The organism is Halomonas sp. GXIMD04776 (assembly GCF_049808615.1).
GTDB lineage: Bacteria > Pseudomonadota > Gammaproteobacteria > Pseudomonadales > Halomonadaceae > Modicisalibacter.
Map to the genome: position 1 here is coordinate 13,885 of NZ_JBNCAN010000012.1, position 22,040 is coordinate 35,924.

The following is a 22,040-nucleotide window of genomic DNA, read 5'->3' on the forward strand; positions in this document are numbered from 1 at the left end:
ATTTTAAATTAAACTTGATTAGCCATCTTTTTGAACAAATTGTTATTGGTTGCCAATTCTTCGTAACTACCATGATCTATCACTTTCCCATTTTCCATCAAAAATATTTTGTCACACTGTTTTACCGTAGACAGACGGTGAGCAATTATAATTATAGTTTTGTTTCCTACAAAATCATATATGGCATCCATTATTAATTTTTCAGATATATTATCAAGCGCACTCGTTGCCTCATCGAAAACTAAAACGTTGGCATCATGGTAAAGAGCTCGGGCGATACCTATGCGTTGCTTCTGCCCTCCTGACAACTGAACTCCACGCTCGCCTACACGTGTGTTCAAACCATCTGGGAGTTGATTAATCAACTCCTCTAGGTGGGCAAGTTTCACTGCTTTATTCAGCTTCTCGACACTGATCTTCTTTTCTTCAATTCCAAAAGCAATATTTTCTTTAATACTGTTATCTGATAAAAAAATAGTTTGTGGTACGAAACCTAAAGAGTTTTGCCATGCTCTAATACTATTACTTCCACTCTCTCCTGGTATTAAGGAGTGGCCATCTATAAGCAGTTCTCCATCCGATGGAGAGATGAGTCCCAGCAAAATGTCGATAGCGGTAGACTTGCCCGAGCCCGAGGACCCAACTATACCTATCGTCTTTTTTACCGGAATTGTCATATTAATATTATCAAGAGCAGGCTCTACTTTGCCTGGATATGTAAATGAGACGTTTTTGATTTGAATTTTTTCTTTTGGTGAAAAATAATCCAGTTCAGTTTCAAGCTGTAGCTTCTTATTCTCTATTTCAACAGTCCTTTTATAACTTTCCTGTAAGTCTGTTCGGATGGCTTCAAAAGCTGCCATATTTCCTCTTACGTATGAAAAAGAGCTATATATCTGTTGAAATGAAGGAAGCATTTTAAAACCCGCTAACGCATAGACTGCTAACACTGGCAGAATTTCACCCAAATCGCCCTCATATAGCTTTAGTAAATAAAGGATTAAAAGCATTACACTACCAAAGGCAACCAGCTCCATGGCATAGCGGGGAACCTGTGATAAAGCCTGGTTAACACCCTGACTTCGCGCAAACTTCTTGCTGGCCTGAGAAAACCTCTCTAAAAATATATTTTGTCTTCCTAAGAGCAATATATCCTTTATACCACCGAATCCTTCACCCATTAATTTAAATCTTTTTTCTTGCATCTCTGATATGGTTTTCCCATTGCGCATCAATCTTATTCTCACCAGGCGGTAAAGTAAAAAGTACGCGAAGGCAAATATTGCAGCACCAGCCATGGCGACAATGGGATTATAAATAAAAATAGCCAGCATCATGAGTCCTGTTAAAACAACCTTGGCGCTCATTTGAAGTAACGGTTGGATAATCCTATCTGTTACACGAGAAGTCTCCTGTGCAATTTGCTTTGTTAAAGTTGCACTAGATCCAGATGAATGAAATAACCAAGTTTGGAACAAATAATGTTGAAAGAGGCGTTCTCCTATTTGAGCCCCTACTTGCTGTGCATATATAAATAAATTCCACATTGTAAATATTGAGAAAAGATTGCCCACGAGTAAAACAAATAATACTAATACACCTAGCCAGAAAAGAAAATTCTCGTGGGATTGAAATCCGGTTGCATTATAAATATTTTCCCAGGTTCCGCCCCCTTCAAGTAAGGAAGTATCTGCCACAACAGCCATGAAGGGTCCGATGGAAATGACCCCAGCGATTTCGCCAATTGACATGATAATAACTAGTATCTGTAAGCGGAATAGCTTTTTCCGCTGCTCAGGGGTGAGTAGGCTATAAAGTTCTTTTACTGTTTTAAACATAAGGATTAGCCTCTTGGCTCCTTAGCCTCTTAGTATCAAATAAATTAATTTTTAATAAAGCACATATAAAAAATATATCTTATCTAGTTATTAGCTGCATTATCAATAGCCAATGTCCAAGCTAACTTCCGTCAACAACTTTCCCTTTGTTTTTAATTCGACAACATTATCAAAAAAAATTCTTAAGGCTCTTTCCAAATAATAAGGCGTTGTGCCAGAAACGTGTGGTGTTAGTAACACATCGCTTCTATTCCATAGTTTAGAACTCATTGGAAGAGGCTGCTCTTTAAAAACATCTAAAGCTGCGCCCCGCAGTTTTTTATTATCTAAGGCGTTGACAAGCGATTGCTCGCAGACAATGCCACCTCGTGACAAGTCAATCAATACACATCCAGGTTTGATGTTATCTAAGAAGTATTTATCTACCAACCCAACGGTGCTGTTTGTTAGCGGTAGGCACACTACAAGATAATCTGCATCTGCTAACAACTCCTTTATTTTCTCAGGGGGCACTACTAAATCTATACCTGGAATCCTTCTTGGGCGACGCTGCATGCCAACTATACGCATATCGAACGCACTTGCCTTCTTTGCAATTGCCTGTCCTACATGCCCCAAACCTAAAATAACGACTGTTCTTCCAGTTAGTTCTTCAAGCCATTCGCGTTGCCACACTTTATTTTGGCTCTGTTCATGAAAGCGCCCGAACTGCTTTGCAAAATAAAGCATGGCTCCCAAAGCATATTCACTCATAGGGACACTGTTAACCCCACTACTTTTTGTAAGCAGGACATGCTTTTTTTTGAAGTCCATCTCCCAAATCTTTTCCACTCCGGCAGAAAGAAAATGTATCCATTTATAGTCTTTTATTTTAGCTAAAGCTTGTGGCAGCCATTCCAGAGTAGGAGTAATAATGATATCTAGCTTTATGTCATTGATTATATCTTCGGGACTGCCAGCAAAATAAATGACTGCCTCTTTAAAGTTTTTATCAAAATAATCTTTTACCTGGTCTCGTTGTTTTTCCAGCACTTCCGGTTTCTGGATAAATAAAATAGCAATGTTATTGGAAAAATCAATCATGGCCCCATTTACCTCTTGCTATTTCAAATACCTTTTTCTCCAGCAGTGCTCTATTGGACTCAAGGAAGTAATCATCTTTACTGTGCAAAACCCGCTCTGCGTCATTAATCTTATCTAGCTCTTCAGCGAGGTTCAGTGTTTTGACTAATTCATCCACGTTTTCAGCGCTGCCATGGAATGCCCGTGAGAGAATTACCCAGCTGGATCCTAGTCGAACATGCTCGCTCAGCACCCACTCTGCGGGTAACTCTCCAGAGCCTAAGCGGGCAATACCTCCGAATCCAAATTTTATATTTTTATCTATCAGCAACTTAGTGCTTAGTTCAAAAGTTCTTGCCGCGAGAGGTTCAAAAAGATAACTTAGTCCCATATCGAGAGATAGGTCATTTAATCCAAAATACACTTCGTCTCGAGGACAAAGGTATCCAACGTAGGTGGACAGCCTACTTACCGCTTGTATCGTCTCTGCAAGAAGGGTTGCAGGTACTCGACCATCAATTAATTCCAAAAAAAAGCAAACTTCTTCAGGTCGCCGAAACATGGGGAGCATTAACCGCTGTGCTCCATTAGCTATTGCACTATCTATCTCATATACAGTGTTCGCGTGTATTGGATTTATTCTTACCATTAATTCTGCTTCTTGTAGAACGCTCGCTATTCCAGCTACATCATCAAGCGTGTGAGTAGCAGTGTGTGCGGAAAGATGCTTTTGCCGCTCATACTTACCTAGCGTTTCCATATCCACAAAAATGCGCTCTACGCCACAGGCTTCTGCATATTGTGCAATAGCAGGACTCGCGGTAATTAACATCTTACCTAAATTGCGTCTCATCAATCCCCCCCTATATTACTCTTGCTACTCTGAGTCTTCACTCTTTCTCGATATGCGCGCCAGTTTTCCGACTCCCCCCCATATATACCAGAGCCTTTGGCTACCACAATTATTGTCTTGAATATGATAACAATGTCATAAAAGATGTTATAATTTTTTGCATACTCGGCATCCGCCTTTAATTGATCCAACCATCCTAGACTGCGTCGCCCTCGCACTTGGGCAAGCCCGGTTAATCCCGGAAGCACATGAAAACGACTCTTAAATTCGGGCGGCACTACCTCTAATTGTTCGGGAATTATTGGTCTTGGGCCGACAATACTCATGTCACCACGCACAATATTCCAAAGTTGAGGTAACTCATCTAAACTAGTACTTCTCAGAAAACGTCCTGACCTGGTGATTCTAGGATCTTCTCCGTTGGCGATAACTTTCTCGTTGTTTTGATCGATATCGCTCGATGGACGATCTATCATCGTTCTTAATTTAAGCACTTTAAAAGGTTTACAATCCTTTCCAATTCTATGCTGCTTGAAGATTACAGGCCCCGGAGTATCCAGCCGTATCCAGAGGGCGGCTAATAGAATAAAAGGGAAGAAGAAAAATAATGCGACGCTGCTCAATACAATATCAAATAGGCGCTTTACTTGAGCTTTCATTAACTTTCATCGCCTCCATGATCAAGCCATTTATTTTTCGTACATCGTATTTCTCTTCTGCGATTCTGCGTGAAGCATCAGCCATTGTGACTATTTGCTCTGGTGATTCTAAAAACTTTCGCATCGCCGTTGCTAGTGGTGCTACCTCTTTTGGCGGTACCAGAAAACCATTGAGGCCTTCTACCACTGTTTCACGACAACCGGGCGCATCACTGGTAATGATGGGTCTACCGATACTCATTGCTTCTAGTACAGAGCGCGGGGTTCCTTCTCTATAAGATGGCAAGACAAATATCGTGCATTTAGCTAGCCAAGGGCGAACATCCTTTACTCCATCAATAAACTCCACCGCTGATTTGGTTTTCCATTGCTGCAGCTGCTCAAGCTTTACTGAGTGAGGCAGGCAGGGGTCATGGGGACCGACTGCAATAAAACGGGCTTCTGGATAATCTTTTTGTAGTTCCGTCGCAGCATCAACAAATTCTGCAATCCCCTTTTCCGTAAGCATTCTTCCAACGAAAAGAAAAACTGGTGAACCCTCTGGAAGCGGCAGTCGTGCAAATTGATTGGTGTCTACCCCCGAGCCATTAACCCTTACGATCTTTTCTTTGTTACGAACGATGCCAAATCTGATGAAATCGTTTTCATCATCCGGATTTTGAAAAAAAACACGATTGCTGCACGATACGCCCAAACGATAGAGTTTCGTTACCATTAGTCTGATGATTCTTGTCCGCAATGAGTCCGTAGTGAAGATATGGCCCAGTCCTGTCACCATAGAATAAACTCGTGGAACGTTTGCTATTCGAGCAGCGATCGAGCCATATATAACCGGCTTGATAGTATAACTAAAGACCGCTTCAGGCTTATTTCTTCTCATGATGTGTATGAGTTTTAGCACGGCATGCAAATCGCTTAAGGGGTTTATACCTGTACGCCCCATATCAAAAGGAAAAATGGTTATTCCTAGCTTTTCTACTTCTGGAAGATAGTCTCTGGTTGGGACCGCTGCTCCTACTTCAAGTCCCTGATCCAGCATTTCGTTTATCAAATTGCCGCGATTAGCAATTAGTGAACGAGCATTTCCCGCCACGAAGAGCACATCCAAACTTATCTCCTTAACTTTAACTTTATGGTATCGAATGAGGCTGCTGCCAGTATTAAGAATAAAGCCGTGAATTTAGTTTTATGACGTATTCCGGTGCCTATATTGGATACGCCGATTGAAAATATAATTATGAGACTTGCTAAAATTAGCAGCAGTGCCAAACATTCCTGTTTATTGCGTATATTGTCCCAACCCTTAAATATTCGCCATGTTAAAAAGAAAAGAAGAAAAGAAGAAATCAAACCTATGATATGCCGAGGGCTTTTAATATCCCAAGGAAACGGTGCGTATAGAAAATAAGCAACCTTTGCTGGTATTATCCATGGTTGGGTTATAGGATTACCAGTGGCTATTACTGCGGGATACGCCGATCCACCTTCTGATACACCTACAAAACGTGACTCGATTTGCTCTGTGAGTGCCTCACTTTCTTCTGTTCCGACCGATATTCCTTTGCCGAGCTTAATCCCTCCTCCAGCTACTGCCAATCCCGCTGACAATACAAGAATCGATGCCGAAAGTACAAGCTTACTGAAATATCTTTTAGTGACCCTATTACCACCTAATACCTGTGGGATTGACTTTATCAACATATATATAGAATAGGCACCCACTCCCAATATTGCACCCACCCAACCGGGATGAACCATAGTTGCAAGTGCAAAGAAAAAAAGGCTTATATAAACACCCCAGACAGATTCTTCGCGCAACCAAACCACTAGAAAATACAAGCCAATCATGAAAAGCAGAATTGAAGGTTCTTCCCGCATTGCAGTGGCTGAGTTTATTGCAGAGAACGGGTAAATAGCAATAATAAACACTGCCCACTGCGCAGCTCTTGCACCCCACATTTTGTAGACGATAGCACCGGTTAAACATACGACTAGAACACCGGCTATAAGATTGAGTGCCGGTAGCAGCATCTCATGATATCCAAATATCTTGTATAGAAGTGCTCCTACCACTGAGTAGTTATAAGAATGGGATGTGCTAAGCTCGCTTAAAATATTTTCAAAACTTAGGCCGGACCACATTCTTGCTCGTTGTACGAACGACCCAGCATCTTCGGCACCAGGTAACGGATAAATATTATAGTAGTCGATCAGTAGTAAAAAACATCGAAAAACAAAAGCCACCATCAATAATACAGATAACTTTTCGTATTTAATACTGAAAACAAATACAATACCTAACGCTATCAGATAAAGAAAGGTTAAAAAAAGCGTTGTCGTCACATAACACCCCTGAAAGTAAATAGCCGAAAGGCCTTATTTGTCATACAGCGCGAGAACTGTCTTCAAACCAAGCTTTTACTCTCGATACCCAGCTATAATCTGCAAAAGAAGATACTGCATTATTTGAAAAAAATTCGAGCCTAGACTCTTCATTAATAAAGTCTACAATTAGCTTTCTTGCTTCTTCGGAGTTATAGAAATCAACCGTAATGCCAACATTATATTGCTCGGTTTCATCCGAATAGCCCGGCATATCTCTTTGAGCGATAATTGATCTACCGTTTATCATATAATCGTATAGCTTCAAAGGGCTTCCTGGGCTAACACGATTATCCGCCACGGGAAGCAAACATGCATCCGCGCATTTTATTATTTCGGCACATCCAATGTCATCCAATGGACTAACATTTATTACTCTTCCATCGGGATCCATATCTTTTGTAACTTTCCCCCCGGCACATAATACTTTTATATTATCCCCATATTTATCAAATTCTTTTTGCAAATCAACCAGCAAGTCTATACCACGCCATTTGGTTGTTGAGCCTACAAAAACCAGATACTTGAAGCTTGTATCCAGTTGATATTTTTCCATGGCTGTTTCTTTGTCGATCGACACCACTGCGTCCGGACTGCCCCCATTATATGAGACAATATCGTTTTCACTCCCCCAGCCTTCTTCGATAAAATGCTCTTTAAGCATAGGATTATTGTAGATTCTAATATCCGCAATTTTATTTACTATAAACGAGTACAGGAGAATTAGCTTTAAATAAGCTTTAACAAGCTTTGGTTTTCTCAGAAGCTTTAGCTCTTCAAATGGTCCGCAGTGTATCTCCCTCATGGTGACAATACCAAAGGACTTAGCCAATGGCACTGAAATAATACCAACATCTCCGCGGCTAATATAATAATCTATCTTTTTGTTTTTTATTAAAATAGCGACTACGCAACGAGCCTCACAAAAAAAACCTGTGAAGACTCTTGAAAAACGTCTTTCAATTTTATTAGGAACAATTATGAATGCACTTTCACTTATTTCTTTTAATGCTTGAATTTTATGCCTTGTCGCTCGATTTTTACCGGTTGGTATACTAGTATCGAATGGGCAGCAATATAAAGTATTCAAAACATATTCCTATGTTTATAAGTTTTATCCAGACTATTTTTAATGGCGATAGCCGCTAATAGATCTATTATTCTCAAGCCAGTCACTAGCATTTATCGTACGCTTTTTTTATTTGACATTAACAGCTTGTAAAGTTCTTTTATCTGGTATTTTTTCACGATAAATAATAACTTTATTACTTCTTTTTTTTCTTTCCACGAAAATTGATTTGCTTTAATAACCTTGTTAAATCGAACAAATGGTGGCAGCAGGGTTATCAGTATTTGCTTTATATTTTTTAAGCTAGTGTTTCCAACACGCCCACCGATTCGTCTTTCCGCCTTTCCAACAATTTGTGACATGCTACTTCTTGCTGGATGATATACAACTGAATCGGGTGCATATAAGAATTTATAACCCAGTTCGCGTGCTCGATCGCAAAATTCGTGATCACCACCCGTAAATCTTGATTCATCAAAGCCCTGAAGCTGTACAAAACTTGATTTTCTTACCACTAGATTTGCTGTAACTGACTTTTTTTTCTTGGCATAGGAGCTTTGGTCTATGCCGAGGATCATGTCGTATGCTTCATAAGGGTTTGGTTGAGTATCACGCATTGGATAAAGTATGACGTTTCCTGCAATCAAATCCGCTTCAGGGTTATTTTCAATGATAGATTTAACAGTTGCTAACCAGGTGTCGTCTGGTATGCAATCTGAGTCTATAAAAGCTATATAATCTCCATTTGCAATCTTAGCACCTTTATTACGTGCTGCATAAGATCCTTCTTTTTGGCAATTCAAAACTTTCAATGACAATTCGTGCTTTCGCAAAGGTGGAAGGTCTTCATCAACGTCATTGTTGACCACAACAACTTCAAATAGACGCTTATCCAAACCCTGATCGTCTATTGACTTGATACACTTTTCCAACCTTTCAAAATCTTTATATACTGGAATGATGATGGATATGAGCATGTCATACACTCTTTTGAAAAACTCCCAACGCCTTTAATAGCGATATTGACATTTATCGCCTTACACACTTTGAATCGCGTTATAAGGCGATATTGCCTAGAGGCATCGTCAATGTAGTGATTATAAGTCTAATTTAAAATTTTTATATCAATATATTAGCTTAGCTTCCACTATTCGTATGAATAGTTATAGTAACCATAGCTATAACTCGTCGACGCTTTACGTTCCATGGCGTTGAGTATGCAGCCCTTTACGTTCACACCAGCTGTTTCCAGACGCCTTAGTGCAATCCTGACTTCGCGCGGTGGGTTCAGTTGATAACGTGCCATCATCAAGGAGGTGCCAACCAACTTGCCAATGATAGCAGCGTCCGTGACGGCCAATATTGGAGGAGTGTCGATGATGACTAAGTCATACTCCTGACTGACACGTGCAATCAATTGAGTGAAATTGCGTTGCATCAGCAGCTCAGAAGGATTGGGAGGCGCAATACCGCGCGAAATGTAGTACAGGTCAGGTATGCCGCCATTGCGTACTGCGTGCTGTAGGTCAAGCTTTCCAGATAGAACTTCTGAAAGGCCGGCCTCAGAATGGTCGTTGAACGCCATGTGCATATTACCTTTACGCATATCGGCATCTATGACCAGTACTTTTTGACCTGCTTGAGCACATACCGCTGCGAGATTGATGCTAACAAAGCTTTTGCCGATCCCAGGACTTGGTCCAGTGATCATGATGCAGTTGTTATGGGCATCCAGCATCGCGAAATGCAAGCTTGTGCGTAGCCCGCGTAACGCCTCGATAGAAGTATCCGTGGGGTTAACCTTAGCCAGCATCCCACCAATCACCTGCTTGCTGGCTTGATCGCCACGATGCTTTATTCTCTTGATTAGCTTCTCTTGGTCAGCGGAGAGCGGCACTGTTGCATAAACGGGTAACCCCAGGTCTTCCAATTGTTCAGGGCTTTCTACTCCGCGATTGAGTAGTCCACGTATTAATACGACAGCCACTGCCAATATGGCGCCGATAATGGTTGCCAGTACGACGATCAGTATTGTCTTGGGTTCAATGGGACTGGGTGCGACGAGGGCGGAGTCAATAATGCGTACGTTGCCCACCGTGCCAGCCTTAGCAATATTGAGTTCCTGCATCCGATTGAGCAGTTGCACATAGATTTGCTGAGTTACCTCAACATCACGAGTCATACGAAGAATTTGCTGCTGCGTTTCAGGCAGATTGGAGGTGCGCTCGTCTAAATTGGCTTGTTCACGTTTTAGTTGTGCTTTCTTTTCTAGCAGTGCAGCGTAGACAGGGTGGTTTGGTGTAAAGCGCCGGGATAGTTCGGATTCCTGCAACTGTAGTTCATTCAGCCGACCTTCAATATCAACCATGCCTGTCAGCATGTTCTGTGTTTCGAGAGTCAGATCAACACTGTCCTGTTCCGCGCGGTACTCGTTGAGGCGATTTTCCGCGTCAAGCAACTGCTGACGAACGTTCGGCATTTGCTTTTCGAGAAATTCTAGACTTTTTTCTGCTTCCGCAGCTTGACGAGCGATGTTCTGAGCCAGATAAACTTGAGTAATGGCATTTAGTGACGTTTGGACTTCATCAGGTTTTGTTCCTGTCAAAATCAGCTGAAGGACGCCGGTATCAACTCCCTTCTGAACAACGACGAACCTTGATTTGAGATTGCCAATAGTATTCTGACGGCTTCGCTTCAAGATAGTGAACTGCGCGCCAGGGGGCGCTTGAATATCACTTACACTCAGTTCTATCCAGGGGTTGTCGATCTCGAGGACTTTACCTACCTGACCAGTACCCATCACGTTTCCCTCGCTATCCAGTACCTGGTAGCGGCCTTCAGGGATAACTTCCAAGGTGAAAGGCTGGCCAACGATTTCGGGGTCCACGCTCAGCGATTCGACCCGAATGTTTTCCCCGCCCCAGATTTCGGGACGTCCCTCTGCGAATCCAGGCCGTGGGATGTCGTAACGTATCAAGGCATCGCCGAGCAGCGGTGGAGTAACAGGACTAACGACGGTATCCAGATCCATCTGATATGCCGCCTGTCCAAGAATCAATCGGGAACCAAGAATTTCGATTTGAGCAGCCGTTGCCGGTTCTTCTTCGCCTAGCAACACTGCCAAATCGGGGTTTTTGCCAGCGGAAGCGGTTTTCTCCACCTGTACCAATGCATCTCCCTGGTAGACCGGTGTGACCAGCAATGCATAAATCAACCCAGCTAGCGTGAATAAAAAAGTGGCAAAAAGTATTTTCCATTTATGGTCCAGCAACATACCAAACAAGCGACCCAGATCGACGGTTTCGTCGTTCTGGGCGACATTTCGTGTCGCTACTGGAACTTGTTGTTCCTGGGACATGGTGTTTCCTGAAACAAAGCTCGTCATAGGGTCAATCCCCAAGCTTGGACCGCCAGGTATCGGCGGCACTGATCAATAACTGATGAACGTGGGTAAAAGCCTCCCGGCTTTTACGGTAAGGGTCGGGAATCGCATATCCATGAGCGCCGCCACCCGATAACCAACGACCGAATAGCATGGTCTTGCCAGTGGCGGCGGGAGAAAGTTCACTGATCTTTTGTCGTTGTCCTTCACTCATGACCAAAATCAAGTCTGCCGCCTCGATCATGTCACGGTTGATCTGCTTAGCATGATGCGCGCTAAGATCGAGTCCATCAGCTTCCGCTAACTCCTGCGCCAACGGAGCGGCTCCATGACCAACGAATTTGCCTACGGCAATTCCTGCCGACTCGATTCGTAGCCTTGGAAGCCGAGCCTTCAACAAGGCCTCGGCAACCGGACTACGACAGATATTGGCTGTGCACACCACCAGAATGGACTGGAACATGAAAATCAGAAGCTTCCAGAGCGAGCAACATCACCCGGCAAGGTGAGTGTGGGAAGCAGTAGACTGATAACCTTGTTCCAGCGCGCCAGTGGTGCGGCGGTCACGTACACCACGTCTTGAGGTTGGAGCTGGAAGTAATTCCCCATGGTCAGCGACACCGCATTGCTGATATCGAGCTGGTAGACCGTGGCAATCTTCTCGCTGCCAGCTGGCGTGCCACGCAGTACGAAGATGCCGGAGGGCTCGGCACGGAACTCGTCCACGCCACCGGCGCTTGACAGTGCATCGGTCAGCGAAAGACGCTCGTTACCCACCGGAATGTTACCCGGCTTGCGCACTTGGCCGAGCACCGCCACATTCTGATTTTCCAGAGTGGGTACATGCAGGATATCTCCAGGCTGCACCATCCTATTCTGAGATAAATCGCCTTCCTTGAGCATGGCATACAAGGACAGCGCCTGTTCCTCACCGTTGCGATTCAACGTCACGCCATGCAGGTTCGCCAGTTCGTTTGCGCCGCCGGTTTGAGAAATGACGTCAAGCACCGTCATGGGGACATTGGTAACAGGAACGACCCCCGGGGCGCCTACAGCTCCCGTCACATAGACCTTCTTGGACAGGAAGGCCGCGATGCTTACCTCGACCTGAGGATCAGTAATAAAGTTCGACAAGCGGCTGGCAATAATGCCACGTATTTGATCAACGGTTTTATCTTCGACTTTTACCCGGCCGATATACGGATAATAGATGGTACCGTCGGGCTGCACCACGGTGCCCGACTCGGCAGCGCTGCGCTCTGAACCCGCAGGGATAGTCAATTCCGGATGGTCGTAGACGATGATGGTCAGTACATCACCGGGGCCCACCCGGTATTCGTAGGAGTCGATAGCGCTGCTCAGTTCTTCGGTAATACCTGTCGCGGCGGTGGCACTCATCTGCTCACGATAGGTAGCGATCCATTCAGGGGTAATCGGTTGGATTTCCACACGATCATCCAGGGGCGGAGCATCCGCATCGTAGTCGATGTGTCCTCCTGGAGCTAGGGAACATCCAGCCAATACACTCATTGATACAAAGGCGATAGCCGGCAAGCTGATTCGCGTTATTTTTTTCATCATGGTATCTATCTCTCAGCGCAAATATTCATGGTTCAAGGAAAGTTAACGTTGAAGCTCTGTCTAGGCGATTAGCCATCTGCTTGTCCGAAGCACGCTTTTTCTCTATCCACGCTACCGCCCGGGAGGTTCTTACGGCGTTTCCTCCCAGACCGTCTCCGCAGGCCAATTTCGTCCTCTCTGGCCGGCTTGGTTACAAAATTTAAATTTAAGACTACATAACCTTACTAAATTGATAAATACTTTCATAACTTGTTTTTCTCATCAAAAAGTAATTAGAAATTTAATTTTCAAAGCGCGGAAAAAATGATAAACGCAGTCAATTTGGGATAGGCACAATCATTTTTAGTACACCCAACTCAAATTGCCTGACTGATGAGTCTTTTACCTTTTTAGGAAAACAACGCTAGGGAGCCCTTTATTACTGGGCTCGTATAGTATTTGAGTTGAGAAACACGTCAGCTAGCTCCAATGACAATCACATAGGCTATGAGCCAACATTGCAGCCTGTAGATGCAATATGTTTTTTCCCAAAAATTACAGGGTCGCTTTTTATAAAATAGTCATTAAAAAACATTAAATGAATAATATTTTTTAATTACTTAAGATGAACGGAAATGTTTCGAGGTATGCTCATCACAGAACTACCGTCTGAAAAGGCGACATATGGATCAGAAGATAGCCATGACTGGAAAGCTCGCGCCACCCTACCATATCTCACCTATGCTGATGCGTCGTATGGCAAAATCAGCAGTGACTATTTTTCCTACAAATCTACTTTCGAAGATTAATAAGCATTGAAACGAAAAATGCCCTGACTAATGAACCATTCCCCTATCGGGGTCAGTTCAAAGCCAGGGCAATCTTGTTTAGCTATTCCAGAAACTATGTGACTATTTACTACCTAGCCTCTTCATGGGCGGCATATCATGCTCTCAGTGCGCATCACGCTGTATATCGGGCCACATCCAGACCTTTCGGATCAATAGCGGGCTGGCGATGGCTCATGAGATCAGCGAGCAAGTGAGCACTGCCACAACTCATTGTCCATCCCAAGGTGCCATGGCCGGTATTGAGCCATAGGTTGCTGTATTTGGTTCCTCCGATAATAGGCGTTGAATCTGGAGTCATAGGACGTAACCCCGTCCAGAATTCCGCCTTTTCGATATCCCCTCCCTCGGGGAAAACGTCGCTGACCACCATAGCGATGGTGGCGCGTCGCTTCTCGAGCAAGCTCAGATCATAAGAAGCCAGTTCAGCCGTTCCTCCAACCCGGATACGATCGTCGAAACGTGAAATAGCAACCTTGTAGGTTTCATCCATGACCGTCGATTGAGGCGCGCCGCCGTCATCGATCACCGGTACGGTCAGGCTATAACCCTTTACCGGATAAATGGGCAGACGAATATCCAGGTCTTTGACCAGAAACGGCGAATAGCTACCAAGACAGACCACATAACTATCGGCCTTCAGCTCTCCAGCCGACGTTATCACCCCCTCGATACGATCACCCTGGCGCTTGATACGTTGAATATCAGTATCGAAGCGAAATGTCACATCCAGATGATCACGGCAATACGAGGCGAGACGCGTGGTAAACAGATGACAATCGCCGGTCTGATCGTCTGGAAGGTGAAGACCGCCGACGAATTTTCCCGGTACCCGCGACAAAGCAGGCTCGACCTTTGTAATCTCAGTGGCGTCGAGAAGCCGATGACGAACGCCGCACTGCTCGAGCACTTGCATGTCCTTGGCAACGGCATCGACCTGGCTGTCATCGCGGAACAATTGCAGAAGACCGCGCTGGCGATCTTCGTAACCAATTCCCGTATCGCTACGCAATGCATTGATGCAGGCGCGACTATACTCGGCGATACGCACCATACGCTCCTTATTGATTGCATAACGTTTGGCATTACAGTTCTCAAACATCTGCATCATGAAACGCGCCATGGTGGGATCCATGCGCGGCTGAATCTTGAGCGGCGCATGTTCCTGAAACATCCATTTGACAGCTTTCTGAGGAATGCCGGGGGCTGCCCAGGGCGAGGAAAACCCGAAGGATACCTGACCGGCGTTGCCATAACTGGTTTCCATGGCCGGCGACGGCTGGCGATCCACCACCGTGACCTCGTGCCCCTGTCTTGCCAAATAATAGGCACTGGTGACTCCCACGACACCACTGCCAAGTACCAGTACCTTCATTATCGTCCCCAAGGCTGATTATCAGACGTTATAAAACTGGCAAGCACGACTCGCCAAGAACGGGAAGTATAGGTGACAAGCTACAGTAAATTACGCTGTTTTGTTGACTTAAAATACTTTTAATTATTTTATTTAACGCACTTGCTACAATTTTTTATTTTAATATTCATATTTACAAGTGTTTTCAACCACCTTTCCTTTAAGACCAATCGAACGTCGATACAGGGTAAGCGCTAATCCGCCCGCCAGGATATTGCCGAAGGCTGCGCCCAGGGCCACACCAAGAATGCCGCCCCACTGAGCACCCAACCATAAACACGGCAGGTAACAGACAAACAGCCGCACCCCAGACATCAGCATTGAGCGCAGCGGCCATCCAAGAGCATTCGATGCCGACACTACGACCATGCACACTCCGAGCAAGGCATAACTGGGCAACAGCCCCCGAACCAACGTAATCAACTCATCACGAATTTCGGGATTACCGGCAAGTAGCTCCGCAACCCAAGGTGCAAGCAGAGCCATCACCAATCCCAGGCCCAGCTGCCAAATCGCCACGACCTTTAGCACCAACCACATCAAGCGCCGGATCTGCTGCCAGTCACCGGCGCCATAGCAACGCCCCAGCCAGGGCGGCAACGACATGGTCAAGGCAAGGACTACCATCAACGACACCGTCTCAAGGCGGCTGGCCAGCCCCCAAGCAGCCACCGCCGTCTCGCCCAGAGACGCCACGATCGCCGTTGCCAGCATGGCCGCGAGCGGAGGCATCAGTTGACTTATCATGGCAGGTCCTGCGATACCCATGAAAGGCCGCGAGGAGCGACGTGCCTCCGCCATCAACCCCTGAGTCGCCAACCAGTCGGTGCGCGCTAGCCTTAGGACGATCACCAACAATCCAAGGCTGAAAGCAATGGTCGTGGCCCAGGCAGCGCCAGGAAGCCCCAGCCCCTGCCAGCTGCCGATCCCGAAGATCAACAACGGATCGAGAATGAGATTGAAGAGACTGGTCAGCACCATCATCTTGCCAGGTAAGCGCATCTCACCATGGGCACGGAACAGGCTATAGCCGAAATACAACAAGGCACCGATCCAGGCGGCCAGCAGTTGCGGTGTCCAGTACTCATGTATCAAAGGCAGGATAGTCTGCTCGGCGCCCAACAGACGAAAGAGCGGCGTCTGCAGGACCAGCAACAGAAGACACAGCAGGCCCACGATCAGACTGCCTCCCATCAGCACCAGGCTTCCCAGGCGTCTTGCCCTCGCCTGTTCACCGGCACCCAATGCGCGGGATATCAGCGCGGCAATGGCGATTCCCAAGCCGACTTGCACCCCGATAATCAGGAAAGACAGCGGGAAGGTGAATGACTGAGCCGCCAGAGGCGAGGTTCCCAGCCGTGCAATGAAGGCGCTATCGACCAACTGGAATCCCAGTAATGACAACACTCCCAACGCCATGGGCCAGGTCTGTTGCCAAAGCTGGCGTTTTAAAGAGGGCTGGGATTGACTCACAAGAACTCCAGGCAGGCCAGGCGGCTCTCGCCGGCTGACCTGTTCATCGTGGATGAGATGCTTGATGCATCACAGAGAGTCACTCATCCCATTTGGGTGCAAAATCCGGATTGGCGATGCGTTCACCGGCGTCGAGCTTATCGATCTGCGCCATTTCATCTGGCGAAAGCGTGATCTTGAGCGCTTCGAGATTGGCCTGCTGGTGCTTGGGTTTGGTAGAGGAAGGAATCACCACGACACCACGCTGAGCTACCCACGCCAGCGCTATCTGGGCCGCAGTAGCATCGTGATTCTCGGCAATCTGCTTGAGTATCGGCTCATCCATCACTTTCCCTACCGCCAACGGCATATAGCCGGTGACTTGTAAGCCCTTGGCCTGGCAGTGCTCGACCAGCTTGCGATTGGCGAGGAACGGATGCACTTCGATCTGGTTGGTCACGAGATGCTCACCGCCGGGCAGCGAGAGGGCTTCATTAACCTGAGCGATAGTGAAGTTGGAGATGCCGATGCGCTTGGCCAAGCCCTTCTCTCTCGCCTCGCTGAGGGCACCGATGTATTCGGACATGGGCACTTCGTCATTGGGAGATGGCCAATGCAACAGGGCCAGATCGACCTGATCCACCCCCAGCCTGCGACAACTCTCTTTCAGGCTGGCGATCAGATCGTCGTGCTTGAAACGGTCCCACCATACTTTGGTGGTCAGAAATATCTCATCCCGGGGAACGCCACTTTGCTTGATGGCCTGTCCGACGGCCTCCTCGTTCTCGTACATCTGGGCGGTATCGATATGGCGATAGCCCAACTCCAGTGCCGAGGTAACGGAGTCGATAACATCCTGATCCTTGAGACGAAATGTGCCTAAGCCAATCGCAGGTAAGATATCGGTATTCGCCATGTCGAGACTCCTTTCGTGCACGTCGTTCGTTTGCAATAACACTCCTTATGCTGACCAAAAGGTGGGGGCGAAGAGCGATGTTTCAAGCCCCAGGCTAACTCAGCCCTGCAAACGTCATGCTAGACTGGTTGCCCATGCTCAATCGCGCAATTAGATGACCGATACCTTTCATATCATTCTGGTGGGCGCCGGGCACGCTCACCTGCACGTTGCCGCGAATGCCGCGCAACTTATCGATGCCGGCGCAAGGGTCACCCTGCTGTCGCCGGGCAATTTCTGGTATTCGGGAATGGCGAGCGGCATGCTGGGCGGCGAATACAGCGATAGCGATGATAGTCTGGACCCGGCGGCGTTGATCGAAGGCGCCGGCGGACGTTTTATTCGGGACCGCGTCATTGCCATCGATCGAAACGAGCGCGTGCTACATCTAGCCAAAGGCGATCCACTGTCCTTCGATCTGCTCTCGCTCAATCTGGGCAGTCGCGTGGACTCCCCTACGATCAGCGGCATCGAAGAGGCTCAAGGCGTGTGGCCCGCCAAACCCATCGATGGCCTTTACCAGCTACGGGAACTGCTTGAATCGGCGCTTGCCGACTCGGCCTCACTGCCCCGCCTGGCGGTCATTGGCGGCGGACCGACCGGGGTCGAACTTGCCGCCAATCTTCTTTCTCTCAGCGAGCGCTACGGTCGCCCCTTCGACATCAGCCTGGTCAGCGCCAGCAAACGCCTCCTCGAACATTCACCACGTAGCGCCAGCGCCTGGCTGGCTCGGCGGCTTCGTCGGCGAGGATTGAGGATCGAGATGTCCGCCAGCGCCGTCGCCTACCGGCAAGGCCAACTGGTACTGGACGATGGAATGCAGTTGCCGGCAGACCATATCGTTCTGGCCACGGGGTTGGTAGCGCCTCTATTGACCGGCGAACTGGACCTTGAACATCATCCCCACCATGGCCTGGCCGTCACCCCCGCGCTACATACCCCCTATGACGACCGCATCTTCGCAGTGGGTGACTGCGCCTGGTTGAAGGATTCGCCCTACCCCAAACTAGGGGTGTTCGGCGTGCGTCAAGGGCCAATTCTGCTGCACAACCTTATCGCTCATCTGCGTAATGAATCATTCAAGAGCTTCCATCCTCAGCGCCGCTATTTATCGATACTCAATTTCGGCGATGGACGAGGCATGGCGCTGTGGGGGCACTTCTGGTGGCCGGGCCGCCTGGCGATGAAGACCAAGCGGCGGCTCGACCATGACTTCATGCAGCGATATCGTCCATGAGTCGGTGCACTCTTATCCTGGCGACAATCCGCGCAACCGCTCCCCGCGGCGCCTGAGGAGCTCCAGCGTCGCCAGCAGCAGCATCGACAGCAGTACCAACAGGGTCGCCACCGCCAGAATGGTGGGACTGATCTGTTCACGAATGCCCGACCACATCTGAATCGGCATGGTGCGCTGCTCGGGTCCGGCGATAAACAGCACCACCACCACCTCATCAAAGGAGGTGATGAAGGCGAACAGCGCCCCGGAGACCACTCCCGGGGTCACCAGCGGGAGCACCACCTTGAAGAAAGTACGGGTCGGATTCGCTCCCAGGCTGTGGGCGGCACGGATCAGGGTAGTATCGAAGCTCGAAAGCGTCGCCGTCACCGTGATCACGACGAAAGGAATACCCAGCACCGTATGAGCCAGGATAACGCCGAGATAGGTCTGGGCCAGGTTGATCTTGGAGAAGAAGAAGAACATCGCCGCCGCCGAGATGATCAACGGCACGATCATCGGCGAGATCAGCAGCGCCATGATTGCCCCGCGAGCCGGCATATAGCGGCTCGACAGCCCCAGGGCGGCGATGGTGCCGAGTATCGTTGCCAGCAGCGTCGAGGCGATGCCCACGATGAAGCTGTTCTTGATGGCATTGAGCCAGGCGCTCGAGGTGAAGAAATCCTCGTACCAGCGCAACGAATAACCCGCCGGATCGAAGGTCAGCATCGCTTCGGTGAAGGTGAAGTAGGGTTCCGCGTTGAACGACAGCGGAATGATCACTAGCAGTGGACCGATCAGGAACAGGAAGATCAACCCGCACAGCGTCAGGAAAACGTAGTGCCAGATCCGCTCGCCGGTCGTGGCATAGGAAGGAAGTGCCATCACATTACCCCAGTTTGACCTTGTCGACGCCGATCAGGCGATTGAATATCCAGTAAAACACCACCACCACGAACAGCAGGATCGAGGCGATTGCTGCAGCCAACCCCCAGTTGAGGGACGTTTGCATGTGATAGGCAATATAGTTGGTGATGAAACGTCCCGACTGCCCGCCCACCAGTGCCGGCGTGATGTAGTAGCCGATCGACAGGATAAACACCAGAATGCCGCCGGCGGCGATGCCTGGTATCGTCAGTGGAAAATAGACTCGTCGGAACGACAGAAAAGGCTTGCCTCCCAGCGAACGCGCCGCGTGCATATAGCTCGGCGGAATGGTCTTCATCACCGAATACAGCGGAAGGATCATGAACGGCAGGAGAATATGCGTCATGGCCACGATGGTGCCGGTCTTGTTGTGAATCATCTGCCAGCGCGCCTCGTCGGCAATCACACCGAGCGCCACCATGACATCGTTGAGCACCCCCTGGGACTGTAGAATCGCTATCCAGGTGGTGGTGCGCACCAATAGAGATGTCCAGAACGGCAGCAGCACCAGGATCATCAACAGGTTCGACTGGCGCAGCGGCAGATTGGCCAGCAGAAAGGCGACCGGGTATCCCAGCACCAAAGTGGCCAGGGTAATGACCGCGCTCATCCAGAAGGTGCGCCAGAACAGCGTTGCATGAATCTGCAGGTAGTCGGGTACCGGGACAATCTCGCCTTGGGGCGAGAACTGCCGGTCTACTGCCGCCAGGTAATAGGAGAGGGTGTAGGGTGACGACTCGCGCTGGATCAACCGCCAGGTGTCAAGCTCGCCCCAGGTATCATTGATCTCGATCAGCGCTTCCCGGTAAGGCGGCTCCAGGCTGCGCAAGCGACGCGCCGTGCGCGATATGGTCGAGCGCATACCGGATTTTTCGTAATTCAATCGGCTCGATAACAACCCCAGGTTGCGTTCCTTTTGACCCACTCGGAGATCTTCCACCAGCGCCGCAAATACCGGCTCACCCGGCAGCGACTCGCCCTCCCACCCTTCGAGGGCCGAGACGGTGCGCGGCAGGGTCGACGAGACTTCCGGGTTGTCGACGCTGCGCCAGAGCATATCGAAGATCGGCATGACGAAAGCGATGCCCAGGAAGAGCAACAGGGGCGATACCAGCAGCAATGCCTTGAGTTTCGAACGACGTATCGCCCGGCGCAGGCTGACTCGCAGCGGTACGCCGTCGGCGGTGGTCAAGGGGGCAGAGGAAGAATCCGACACGCGTGCCTCTCCTTAAAGCTCATCGACAAGAGGTGCCGCATCGCCCAGAAGCCGGTGGGCGATGCGGCGGACCCGTTCAGGCCACGCTCGGGGTTACTGGGCCAGCCAGGCGTTGAAGCGCTGGGTCAACTCATCGTTGTTGTCCGCCCAGAACTCGTCATCCTTGGGGATGGCGGTTTCGAAATTGGGCGGATAGGTCGGCATGTGCGGCGTCATGTCGATACCGGTCTCGGCGTGGGTCGAGACCATGTCCGAAGAGGACTTGCGCGCCGGGCCGTAGGAGATGTACTTGGCCTGGTCGGCAAGCCGCTGGGTGTCCGTGGCGAAGTAGAGATAGTCTTTGACTTTATCGAGCTTGCCGGTGGGGACGACCCAACCATCCAGCTCGAAGACCTGGGCGTCCCAGATGATCTCGAAGGGCTGATCCTCGGTGACCATGGCATTGAAGATACGCCCGTTGTAAGCCGAACCGAAGGCGACTTCCTGGTCGGCCAGTAGCTGCGGCGGCTGGGCGCCCTCTTCCCACCAGATCGCCTCGTCCTTGATGGTGTCGAGCTTGGCGAAGGCACGTTGAACGCCCTCTTCGGTTTCCAGTACGTCGTAGACCTCTTCTGGCGCCACACCATCGGCCACCAGGGCCCATTCCAGGTTGTTGATGGGCTTGCGCAGCAAGGTGCGCTTGCCGGGATAGTTCTCCAGGTCGAAGACATCGGCGATGCTGCTGGGCTGCTTGTCTTCGGGGAACATCTCGGTGTTGAAAGCGACGATGTTGGAATAGACGATCGAGGGCACGAAGCATTCAGTCAGCGAGTTGTCGATGAAGTCCTCGGTGGGTGGCGTACCATCCGGCGCGTCGGCCAGCAACTGATCGTGATCCAGTGGCTCGATCAGGCCCTCGGCGCAGGCGATCAAGGCGTCCGCCGGCAGCATGTCGACCAGGTCCCAGGTCACGTTACCGGCTTGGTTCTGGGCCCGTAGCCCAGCCAGAGCATTGCCGCTGCGATCGATATTGACGATCTTGTCGCCGGTCTTTTCCATCCATGGCTCGTGATAGGCCTTCTGCTGGCTCATGCTGTAGGCGCCGCCCCAGGAAACGATATTCAGTGTCTGCTCAGCCTGAGCCGCAACCGCGATCGCTAGCGTCGACAGCCCCATCGCGGCGATCGTGGCACCCTTCATCAATGGCTTATTCATGGCACTTCTCCGA

18 protein-coding genes are annotated in these 22,040 nt (G+C 48.8%); 1 reads left to right on the forward strand and 17 read right to left on the reverse strand.

The genetic code is table 11. The features are described from left to right. Positions 1 to 8 precede the first annotated feature (8 nt). The 14 genes from ACPF7Z_RS09710 to dkgB all read right to left on the reverse strand — a co-directional run bounded on the left by ACPF7Z_RS09710 (position 9) and on the right by dkgB (position 17,435). Positions 9 to 1,838 (reverse strand): ABC transporter ATP-binding protein, encoded by a 1,830-nt coding sequence (locus ACPF7Z_RS09710; RefSeq protein ID WP_425193040.1) that lies wholly within the window; start codon positions 1,836 to 1,838, stop codon positions 9 to 11. A gap of 102 nt (positions 1,839 to 1,940) precedes the next feature. Beyond that, entirely contained in the window at positions 1,941 to 2,921 is a 981-nt protein-coding gene (locus tag ACPF7Z_RS09715) for a D-2-hydroxyacid dehydrogenase (RefSeq protein ID WP_425193041.1), read from the reverse strand. Continuing rightward, a complete protein-coding gene (locus tag ACPF7Z_RS09720) occupies positions 2,914 to 3,753 on the reverse strand; it encodes a hypothetical protein (RefSeq protein WP_425193042.1) in 840 nt (279 codons plus the stop codon). Before ACPF7Z_RS09720 ends, ACPF7Z_RS09715 begins: the two co-directional genes overlap by 8 nt. Continuing rightward, complete coding sequence (locus tag ACPF7Z_RS09725; RefSeq protein WP_425193043.1) at positions 3,753 to 4,412, reverse strand: sugar transferase; 660 nt, start codon at positions 4,410 to 4,412, stop codon at positions 3,753 to 3,755. Before ACPF7Z_RS09725 ends, ACPF7Z_RS09720 begins: the two co-directional genes overlap by 1 nt. Beyond that, positions 4,384 to 5,514 carry a glycosyltransferase family 4 protein gene (locus ACPF7Z_RS09730; RefSeq protein ID WP_425193132.1) on the reverse strand — a complete coding sequence of 377 codons (1,131 nt, stop codon included), beginning with the start codon at positions 5,512 to 5,514 and terminating at the stop codon, positions 4,384 to 4,386. The genes ACPF7Z_RS09725 and ACPF7Z_RS09730 overlap by 29 nt, the downstream gene beginning before the upstream one ends. 8 nt (positions 5,515 to 5,522) lie before the next feature. Next, positions 5,523 to 6,755 (reverse strand): ArnT family glycosyltransferase, encoded by a 1,233-nt coding sequence (locus ACPF7Z_RS09735; RefSeq protein ID WP_425193044.1) that lies wholly within the window; start codon positions 6,753 to 6,755, stop codon positions 5,523 to 5,525. Between the two features lie 40 nt (positions 6,756 to 6,795). Further along, positions 6,796 to 7,884 carry a glycosyltransferase gene (locus tag ACPF7Z_RS09740; RefSeq protein ID WP_425193045.1) on the reverse strand — a complete coding sequence of 363 codons (1,089 nt, stop codon included), beginning with the start codon at positions 7,882 to 7,884 and terminating at the stop codon, positions 6,796 to 6,798. Positions 7,885 to 7,976: 92 nt separating this feature from the next. Next, positions 7,977 to 8,840, reverse strand: a complete 864-nt coding sequence (locus ACPF7Z_RS09745; RefSeq protein WP_425193046.1) for a glycosyltransferase family 2 protein — start codon at positions 8,838 to 8,840, stop codon at positions 7,977 to 7,979. Between the two features lie 170 nt (positions 8,841 to 9,010). Continuing rightward, positions 9,011 to 11,221, reverse strand: coding sequence for a polysaccharide biosynthesis tyrosine autokinase (locus ACPF7Z_RS09750; protein WP_425193047.1), 2,211 nt, complete (start codon positions 11,219 to 11,221; stop codon positions 9,011 to 9,013). 31 nt (positions 11,222 to 11,252) lie between these two features. Then, entirely contained in the window at positions 11,253 to 11,708 is a 456-nt protein-coding gene (locus ACPF7Z_RS09755) for a low molecular weight protein-tyrosine-phosphatase (protein WP_425193048.1), read from the reverse strand. Positions 11,709 to 11,713: 5 nt separating this feature from the next. Further along, the gene (locus tag ACPF7Z_RS09760) at positions 11,714 to 12,826 is read right to left on the reverse strand and encodes a polysaccharide export protein (RefSeq protein WP_425193049.1); all 1,113 of its coding nucleotides are present in this window, start codon (positions 12,824 to 12,826) and stop codon (positions 11,714 to 11,716) included. Between the two features lie 942 nt (positions 12,827 to 13,768). Further along, complete coding sequence (locus tag ACPF7Z_RS09765; RefSeq protein ID WP_425193050.1) at positions 13,769 to 15,028, reverse strand: D-amino acid dehydrogenase; 1,260 nt, start codon at positions 15,026 to 15,028, stop codon at positions 13,769 to 13,771. A 159-nt stretch (positions 15,029 to 15,187) separates the two neighbouring features. Next, positions 15,188 to 16,486 (reverse strand): MATE family efflux transporter, encoded by a 1,299-nt coding sequence (locus ACPF7Z_RS09770; RefSeq protein ID WP_425193133.1) that lies wholly within the window; start codon positions 16,484 to 16,486, stop codon positions 15,188 to 15,190. Positions 16,487 to 16,619: 133 nt separating this feature from the next. Continuing rightward, the gene (gene dkgB / locus ACPF7Z_RS09775) at positions 16,620 to 17,435 is read right to left on the reverse strand and encodes a 2,5-didehydrogluconate reductase DkgB (RefSeq protein WP_425193051.1); all 816 of its coding nucleotides are present in this window, start codon (positions 17,433 to 17,435) and stop codon (positions 16,620 to 16,622) included. A 154-nt stretch (positions 17,436 to 17,589) separates the two neighbouring features. Here dkgB and ACPF7Z_RS09780 point away from each other — a divergent pair, with 154 nt between their 5' ends. Continuing rightward, positions 17,590 to 18,711, forward strand: a complete 1,122-nt coding sequence (locus ACPF7Z_RS09780; protein WP_425193052.1) for an NAD(P)/FAD-dependent oxidoreductase — start codon at positions 17,590 to 17,592, stop codon at positions 18,709 to 18,711. A gap of 12 nt (positions 18,712 to 18,723) precedes the next feature. Here the strand turns inward: ACPF7Z_RS09780 and ACPF7Z_RS09785 are convergent, their stop codons facing one another. From ACPF7Z_RS09785 to ACPF7Z_RS09795, 3 genes are all read right to left on the reverse strand, one after another. Next, on the reverse strand, positions 18,724 to 19,575 hold the full coding sequence (locus tag ACPF7Z_RS09785) for an ABC transporter permease (protein ID WP_425193053.1): 852 nt from the start codon (positions 19,573 to 19,575) through the stop codon (positions 18,724 to 18,726). A 4-nt stretch (positions 19,576 to 19,579) separates the two neighbouring features. Next, the gene (locus ACPF7Z_RS09790; RefSeq protein WP_425193054.1) at positions 19,580 to 20,833 is read right to left on the reverse strand and encodes an ABC transporter permease; all 1,254 of its coding nucleotides are present in this window, start codon (positions 20,831 to 20,833) and stop codon (positions 19,580 to 19,582) included. Positions 20,834 to 20,926: 93 nt separating this feature from the next. Then, entirely contained in the window at positions 20,927 to 22,027 is a 1,101-nt protein-coding gene (locus ACPF7Z_RS09795; protein WP_425193055.1) for an extracellular solute-binding protein, read from the reverse strand. Positions 22,028 to 22,040: the final 13 nt, after the last annotated feature.

Coding starts and splice junctions, on each gene's coding strand:
- ACPF7Z_RS09710 (WP_425193040.1), bottom strand. CDS start 1,838: ATGTTTAAAACAGTAAAAGAACTTTATAGCCTACTCACCCCTGAGCAG.
- ACPF7Z_RS09715 (WP_425193041.1), bottom strand. CDS start 2,921: ATGATTGATTTTTCCAATAACATTGCTATTTTATTTATCCAGAAACCG.
- ACPF7Z_RS09720 (WP_425193042.1), bottom strand. CDS start 3,753: ATGAGACGCAATTTAGGTAAGATGTTAATTACCGCGAGTCCTGCTATT.
- ACPF7Z_RS09725 (WP_425193043.1), bottom strand. CDS start 4,412: ATGAAAGCTCAAGTAAAGCGCCTATTTGATATTGTATTGAGCAGCGTC.
- ACPF7Z_RS09745 (WP_425193046.1), bottom strand. CDS start 8,840: ATGCTCATATCCATCATCATTCCAGTATATAAAGATTTTGAAAGGTTG.
- ACPF7Z_RS09750 (WP_425193047.1), bottom strand. CDS start 11,221: ATGTCCCAGGAACAACAAGTTCCAGTAGCGACACGAAATGTCGCCCAG.
- ACPF7Z_RS09755 (WP_425193048.1), bottom strand. CDS start 11,708: ATGTTCCAGTCCATTCTGGTGGTGTGCACAGCCAATATCTGTCGTAGT.
- ACPF7Z_RS09760 (WP_425193049.1), bottom strand. CDS start 12,826: ATGATGAAAAAAATAACGCGAATCAGCTTGCCGGCTATCGCCTTTGTA.
- ACPF7Z_RS09765 (WP_425193050.1), bottom strand. CDS start 15,028: ATGAAGGTACTGGTACTTGGCAGTGGTGTCGTGGGAGTCACCAGTGCC.
- ACPF7Z_RS09770 (WP_425193133.1), bottom strand. CDS start 16,486: ATGGCGTTGGGAGTGTTGTCATTACTGGGATTCCAGTTGGTCGATAGC.
- dkgB (WP_425193051.1), bottom strand. CDS start 17,435: ATGGCGAATACCGATATCTTACCTGCGATTGGCTTAGGCACATTTCGT.
- ACPF7Z_RS09780 (WP_425193052.1), top strand. CDS start 17,590: ATGACCGATACCTTTCATATCATTCTGGTGGGCGCCGGGCACGCTCAC.
- ACPF7Z_RS09785 (WP_425193053.1), bottom strand. CDS start 19,575: ATGGCACTTCCTTCCTATGCCACGACCGGCGAGCGGATCTGGCACTAC.
- ACPF7Z_RS09795 (WP_425193055.1), bottom strand. CDS start 22,027: ATGAATAAGCCATTGATGAAGGGTGCCACGATCGCCGCGATGGGGCTG.